We start from the raw sequence: 5,494 nt of genomic DNA, 5'->3' as shown, positions 1-5,494 counted from the left end.
CTTTGCACTTGGCACTGAGCTAATGGCCATTGACGAGGCAAAAGCGAAAGGGGCGATGGCGTTATTTGGCGAAAAATACGATGATGAAGTGCGCGTAGTGACCATTGGTGATTACTCTATTGAGCTGTGTGGTGGTACGCATGTTGATCGTGCTGGCGATATTGGTTTATTTAAAATAGTTTCTGAGAGCGGTATTGCTGCGGGTGTACGTCGAATTGAAGCGGTTACTGGCGCAGATGCGATTGCATTTGTCAGTGAACAAGAGCAACAACTTCACGATGTAGCCGCGTTAGTTAAAGGTGATAGTGCCTCAGTACTTGATAAAGTAACTGCGTTACTTGAAAAAGCCAAAGGCCTTGAAAAGCAAATTGCGCAACTTAACGATAAACTTGCCAGTGCGGCAGGTGCATCGTTACTTGATTCAGTGGTAGAAATTAATGGGATTAAACTATTAGTGGCTAACGTTGAAGGCACTGAGTCTAAAGCGCTACGTGGCATGGTTGATGACCTGAAAAACAAAATTGGCTCGGGAGTGATTGCCCTAGGTGTTGCCAATGGCGATAAAGTGAGCCTGATTGCCGGTGTCACTAAAGATTTAACCGCTAAAGTAAAAGCGGGTGAGTTGGTGAACCATATGGCGGGCCAAGTAGGGGGTAAAGGCGGCGGTCGTCCTGATATGGCGCAAGCAGGTGGTTCTGAGCCAGAAAACCTGAGTGCCGCATTAGACAGTGTCACAGCGTGGTTAACAGAGAAAACACACGCGTAAGTGGCACTGATTGTCCAAAAGTTCGGCGGCACGTCGGTTGGCTCCATTGAGCGAATTGAAGCGGTCGCCGACCTTGTTGTTAAAACCAAACAACAAGGTCATCAAGTGGTTGTGGTGCTCTCGGCGATGTCGGGAGAAACCAACCGCTTAATTAATCTCGCCAAACAAATAGATGCTCGCCCGAGCAGTCGTGAACTTGATGTATTAATGAGTACCGGAGAGCAGGTTGCTGTGGCTTTGTTAGCAATGGCCATTATTAAACGTGGCCATTCTGCGGTCAGTTTAGTGGCTGATCAGGTTAACATTTTAACGGATAACATGTTTGGTAAAGCCCGCGTAGCAGAGGTCGCCGCAACCCGATTAAAGCACGAACTTGAGCATAACCGCATTGCTATTATTGCGGGTTTTCAAGGCCGTGATATTGAGGGCAACATTACCACATTAGGGCGTGGCGGCACCGATACCTCGGCGGTTGAAATAGCTGGTGCAATAAAAGCGGATGAATGTCAGATCTATACCGACGTTGATGGCGTATATACTACAGATCCGCGCATTGAACCTAATGCACGACGCATGCAGCAGGTCACTTTTGCTGAAATGCTGGAGCTGGCTAGTTTAGGGGCGAAAGTCCTGCATATTCGCTCTGTAGAGGCTGCAGGAAAGCATAATGTGCCACTGCGGGTGTTATCGAGTTTTAACCCCGATGCTGGCACCTTGATTAGTTTTGAGGAGAACGATATGCCAGGTAAGATGGTATCGGGAATTGCGTTTAACCGTGATGAAAGTTTGATAACAGTGCATGGGGTATCAGCCGGTACCCAGTATTTAGCAAAAATTTTGCAACTTTTTGCAGAGAAAGGTATCGAAATAGATATGATTAACCAAATTAATCATATCGTTGCAAAAGTAGACTATGCTTTTACTGTACACTCAGACGATTACTTACACGCACTTGAGATTTTAACCAGTCAGCAATGCGAATTAACAGCGCAAAAGATAGATGGACTAACCTCGGTAGCTAAAGTGTCTGCTGTGGGCATAGGTATGAAGTCGCACTCAGGGGTAGCGAGTTTATTTTTTGCTGCATTAGCGGCAGAAAATATCAACGTTATTTTAGTGTCTACTTCAGAAATTAAAATATCGGCTCTAATAGATGAAAAATACTTAGAGTTGGCTGTGCGTGCATTACATAAGGTATTTTTAACAGAAAATGAATAGATTGATAGTTTTTACTTACTTTTTAGTCTAATTTTCATTAAAATGTTACTGCGGAATCTTATAATTTTATTGGAACATGGGAGCAAAAGAATGCTAATACTAACTCGTAGAGTAGGTGAAACCCTAATGATCGGTGACGAAGTCACTGTGACTGTGCTAGGTGTAAAAGGGAATCAAGTTCGTATCGGTGTTAACGCACCAAAAGATGTTTCAGTTCATCGTGAAGAAATTTACATGCGTATACAAGCTGAAAAGTCTAATCCTGAAGCAGGCGGCAATGCTTAATCAACTAAATAACTCAGCTGTGTGCTGAGTTATTGCCAAAAGCCACTCACTGAGTGGCTTTTTTGTTGATAAGATTAATGATTTCGCTGTTTAAAATTTGCTTTGAGAGATAGTGCATACCTTGTTTAGTTTGTAATAATATGCCGCGCTCTGTCGTAATCACTTGTTGAATATCTTGCCACTGTAACGAGGTGTTTTTATAAAAGTTACTCGACTTTATACCTTCATCATCAAATGTTAAGGTTACTTCTGAACCCGACGCACGGCTGAGCATTTGTCTTGTCACCCACCAAGGGCGGCGATAGTAAAACGCAACGCATTCAAGTAGCGCAACCATGATCAGAAACGTTCCTAAGTAATGATCATCTAAACCATAAATACCAAAGAGCCCCAAAGCCACTAATAATACTAATAACAGATATTTGGGTTGGGCGCGTTTGCTGTAAGGTAGTGATTCATCAAAGCATTCATAAAAGTAAGCTTTATCAAGTGTGTAGTTTGTCGTTAATACCATAAGACTTTCTTAAAACCGAGTTTATGCTATTTTAGCAAGCTGAGGCATTAATTGCGCCGCTTATTACAATAAAAAAATCACTGTAATAGCAATCGCCGATGGTAGCTATAAGCTGTGTTATTGAGCTGTAACAAAGCAAGAGGGAATTTAAGCTGCACGGCTAGCAGGCAATAACAGCAGCTGACCGGCATAAAAAAAGGCTCAATTTGAGCCTTTTTTCAAAACGGCGATTAACAGTTGGTTTCTTCTGCGTTGACACCTTCTTTAACCTCTTCACATGCATCTTCAACTTTGTTTTGCACATCGGTAACAGCTTCATCAATACGTTCGCCAGCATCTTCAGCATGGTTATCTTCACAACCCATAATAAATACACTTGCGAAAAGACCGATTAACGCTGCTTTTAAAGTTGTTGAATTCATATTGTCATTCCTTGTAAAAGTTTATTGAAATAATTTTTAGACTTTAATTAGTTATCTACTTAGGGTTTTTTGCCTCTCAGCGCACCAGATACTAAAGAAATAACTAAAAGTACTAAAAAGATAAAAAAGATAATTTTTGCAATCCCCGCTGCGGCGCCTGCGATACCGCCAAACCCTAATACTGCAGCAATTAAAGCAATAACTAAGAAAGTAATTGTCCAGCGTAACATTGTATGCTCCTTGGTTTATCAAATTAGTTCCTAACTGTTAATGCCAGTTGTATGCCAGTTATTATTAGCTATTAAAAACAGTTGGTTATGGGGATTTGTTGGTGTTTTAGTAACTATTGCAATGGTAATAATTACGCTGTGCTATGTAACATATTCATAGCAAGGAAAATATCTTGCATACTTCATTTGTGGTAAGACCATTTTCCATTGGTACGGTAGATTTACCTCTCAACTGGAAATTTAGGTTATTTTTATGAATGGTGTCCTCCTTTTATATAACCTTTATTTATAATCACTATTTTTAAAGTCTATACAGGGTGTTTTTTCGGTGATTTTGCGCTACTTGGGCGCTTTTAGCCGTGTTAATGGTATGTTGGGCTTGTTTGAATTGGTTATACCAATTTACAAGGTGTAGACAAAGTGAAGAGTTTTGTTATTATCCAGTGAATATTTATTTAAATAAATCGATTTTTTATTTCAAAACCACTTCAAAGGAGAAGTTAATGGATATCGGTGCTTTACTCACAACAGCAGGCAACTTAATGCTAACCGGTATGATCGGGGTATTTGTATTTCTTTCGTTATTAATTGGTTTCGTTACGCTTATGTCTAAGCTGGTTTCTCATTTTTCACAACCAGAGCTAGTAACCCCGACCCGAACCCCGTCTTTAAAAGCGCAGGGTGTGCCTAGTGAGCACATTGCTGCTATTAGTGCTGCCATTGCTCAGTACAAAACAAATAATATATAGAGGAGCACCGAGATGGCTAAATTAAAATTAACAGAACTTGTATTACGCGATGCACACCAATCATTATTGGCAACACGTATGCGTCTTGACGATATGCTACCTATGGCAAAAAAATTAGATGATGCAGGCTATTGGTCAATTGAGTCATGGGGTGGGGCAACATTTGATTCATGTATTCGCTATTTAGGTGAAGATCCTTGGCAGCGAATTCGTGCGCTTAAAAAAGCCATGCCGAACACGAAACAGCAAATGTTGTTACGCGGCCAAAACTTATTAGGTTATCGCCATTATGCCGATGATGTTGTAGAAAAGTTTGTTGAACGTGCGCATAAAAATGGCGTTGACGTATTTCGTATTTTTGATGCGATGAACGATGTACGCAACCTCGAAACGGCAATTAAAGCGGCCATTAAAGTAGGCGCACATGCTCAAGGCACTATTTCCTACACAGTAAGTCCGGTACATACCCTTGATATGTGGCTAACACTGGCTAAGCAACTTGAAGAGCTAGGCTGTCATTCAATTTGTATTAAAGATATGGCTGGTTTATTAAAGCCATATGACGCCGAACAGCTGATCAAAGGGCTTAAAGAAACGGTTTCTATTCCCATTGCCATGCAATGCCATGCGACTACCGGTTTAAGTACCGCGACCTATCAAAAAGCGATTGATGCTGGAATCGATATGCTAGATACCGCCATTTCATCTATGAGTATGACATACGGGCACTCAGCAACCGAAACCATAGTGTCGATTGTAGAAGGCACCGAGCGCGATACCGGGCTTGATTTAAATCACTTAGAAGAAATAGCCGCTTACTTTAGAGATGTGCGTAAAAAATACGCTGCATTTGAAGGGAGCCTTAAAGGGGTTGATGGCCGTATCTTATTGGCACAAGTACCTGGCGGTATGCTCACAAACATGGAAAACCAGCTTAAGGAACAAGGGGCTGCTGATAAGTTAGACCAAGTATTATTAGAAATTCCACGAGTGCGTGAAGACTTAGGTTTTTTACCGCTTGTAACCCCTACCTCGCAAATTGTGGGAACTCAAGCGGTACTGAATGTATTAACCGGTGAGCGTTATAAAACTATTACTAAAGAAACGGCAGGGGTATTAAAAGGTGAATATGGTGCTACGCCAGCTGCTATGAATAAAGAGCTGCAAGAGCGAGTACTCGATGGTGGCGAAGTGATCACTTGTCGTCCTGCCGATCTGCTACAGCCAGAATTAGCTGCATTAGAAGCTGAGTTGAGTAAAGCGGCACAAGAGCAAGGCTTAACATTGGCAGATGACGTTATTGATGATGT

Annotated in this window: 8 protein-coding genes; 5 read left to right on the top strand and 3 right to left on the bottom strand. The window is 41.6% G+C overall.

The window, feature by feature from the left end:
* From ABYB02_RS14100 to csrA, 3 genes are all read left to right on the top strand, one after another.
* Positions 1-766, top strand: a 766-nt coding sequence (locus ABYB02_RS14100) for a DHHA1 domain-containing protein (RefSeq protein ID WP_372763050.1), incomplete at its 5' end; no start/stop codon positions are given.
* Positions 767-1,984: an aspartate kinase gene (locus ABYB02_RS14095; protein ID WP_372763049.1), complete on the top strand. Its 1,218-nt coding sequence runs from the start codon at positions 767-769 to the stop codon at positions 1,982-1,984.
* A 90-nt stretch (positions 1,985-2,074) separates the two neighbouring features.
* Entirely contained in the window at positions 2,075-2,269 is a 195-nt protein-coding gene (gene csrA, locus ABYB02_RS14090) for a carbon storage regulator CsrA (RefSeq protein WP_372763048.1), read from the top strand.
* A 46-nt stretch (positions 2,270-2,315) separates the two neighbouring features.
* Here csrA and ABYB02_RS14085 read toward each other — a convergent pair whose 3' ends face one another.
* From ABYB02_RS14085 to ABYB02_RS14075, 3 genes are all read right to left on the bottom strand, one after another.
* Positions 2,316-2,783 carry a YcxB family protein gene (locus ABYB02_RS14085; protein WP_372763047.1) on the bottom strand — a complete coding sequence of 156 codons (468 nt, stop codon included), beginning with the start codon at positions 2,781-2,783 and terminating at the stop codon, positions 2,316-2,318.
* Positions 2,784-3,013: 230 nt separating this feature from the next.
* On the bottom strand, positions 3,014-3,205 hold the full coding sequence (locus ABYB02_RS14080) for a hypothetical protein (RefSeq protein ID WP_372763046.1): 192 nt from the start codon (positions 3,203-3,205) through the stop codon (positions 3,014-3,016).
* Positions 3,206-3,264: 59 nt separating this feature from the next.
* A complete protein-coding gene (locus tag ABYB02_RS14075) occupies positions 3,265-3,435 on the bottom strand; it encodes a DUF1328 domain-containing protein (protein ID WP_069188181.1) in 171 nt (56 codons plus the stop codon).
* Positions 3,436-3,938: 503 nt separating this feature from the next.
* Here ABYB02_RS14075 and ABYB02_RS14070 point away from each other — a divergent pair.
* The gene (locus ABYB02_RS14070) at positions 3,939-4,184 is read left to right on the top strand and encodes an OadG family protein (RefSeq protein ID WP_372763045.1); all 246 of its coding nucleotides are present in this window, start codon (positions 3,939-3,941) and stop codon (positions 4,182-4,184) included.
* Between the two features lie 12 nt (positions 4,185-4,196).
* Positions 4,197-5,494: pyruvate carboxylase subunit B (locus ABYB02_RS14065; RefSeq protein ID WP_372763044.1), on the top strand; the 1,298-nt coding region annotated here is incomplete at its 3' end.

The organism is Pseudoalteromonas sp. (genome assembly GCF_041613455.1).
GTDB lineage: Bacteria > Pseudomonadota > Gammaproteobacteria > Enterobacterales > Alteromonadaceae > Pseudoalteromonas.
This window is presented reverse-complemented; position numbering and strand designations above follow the sequence as displayed.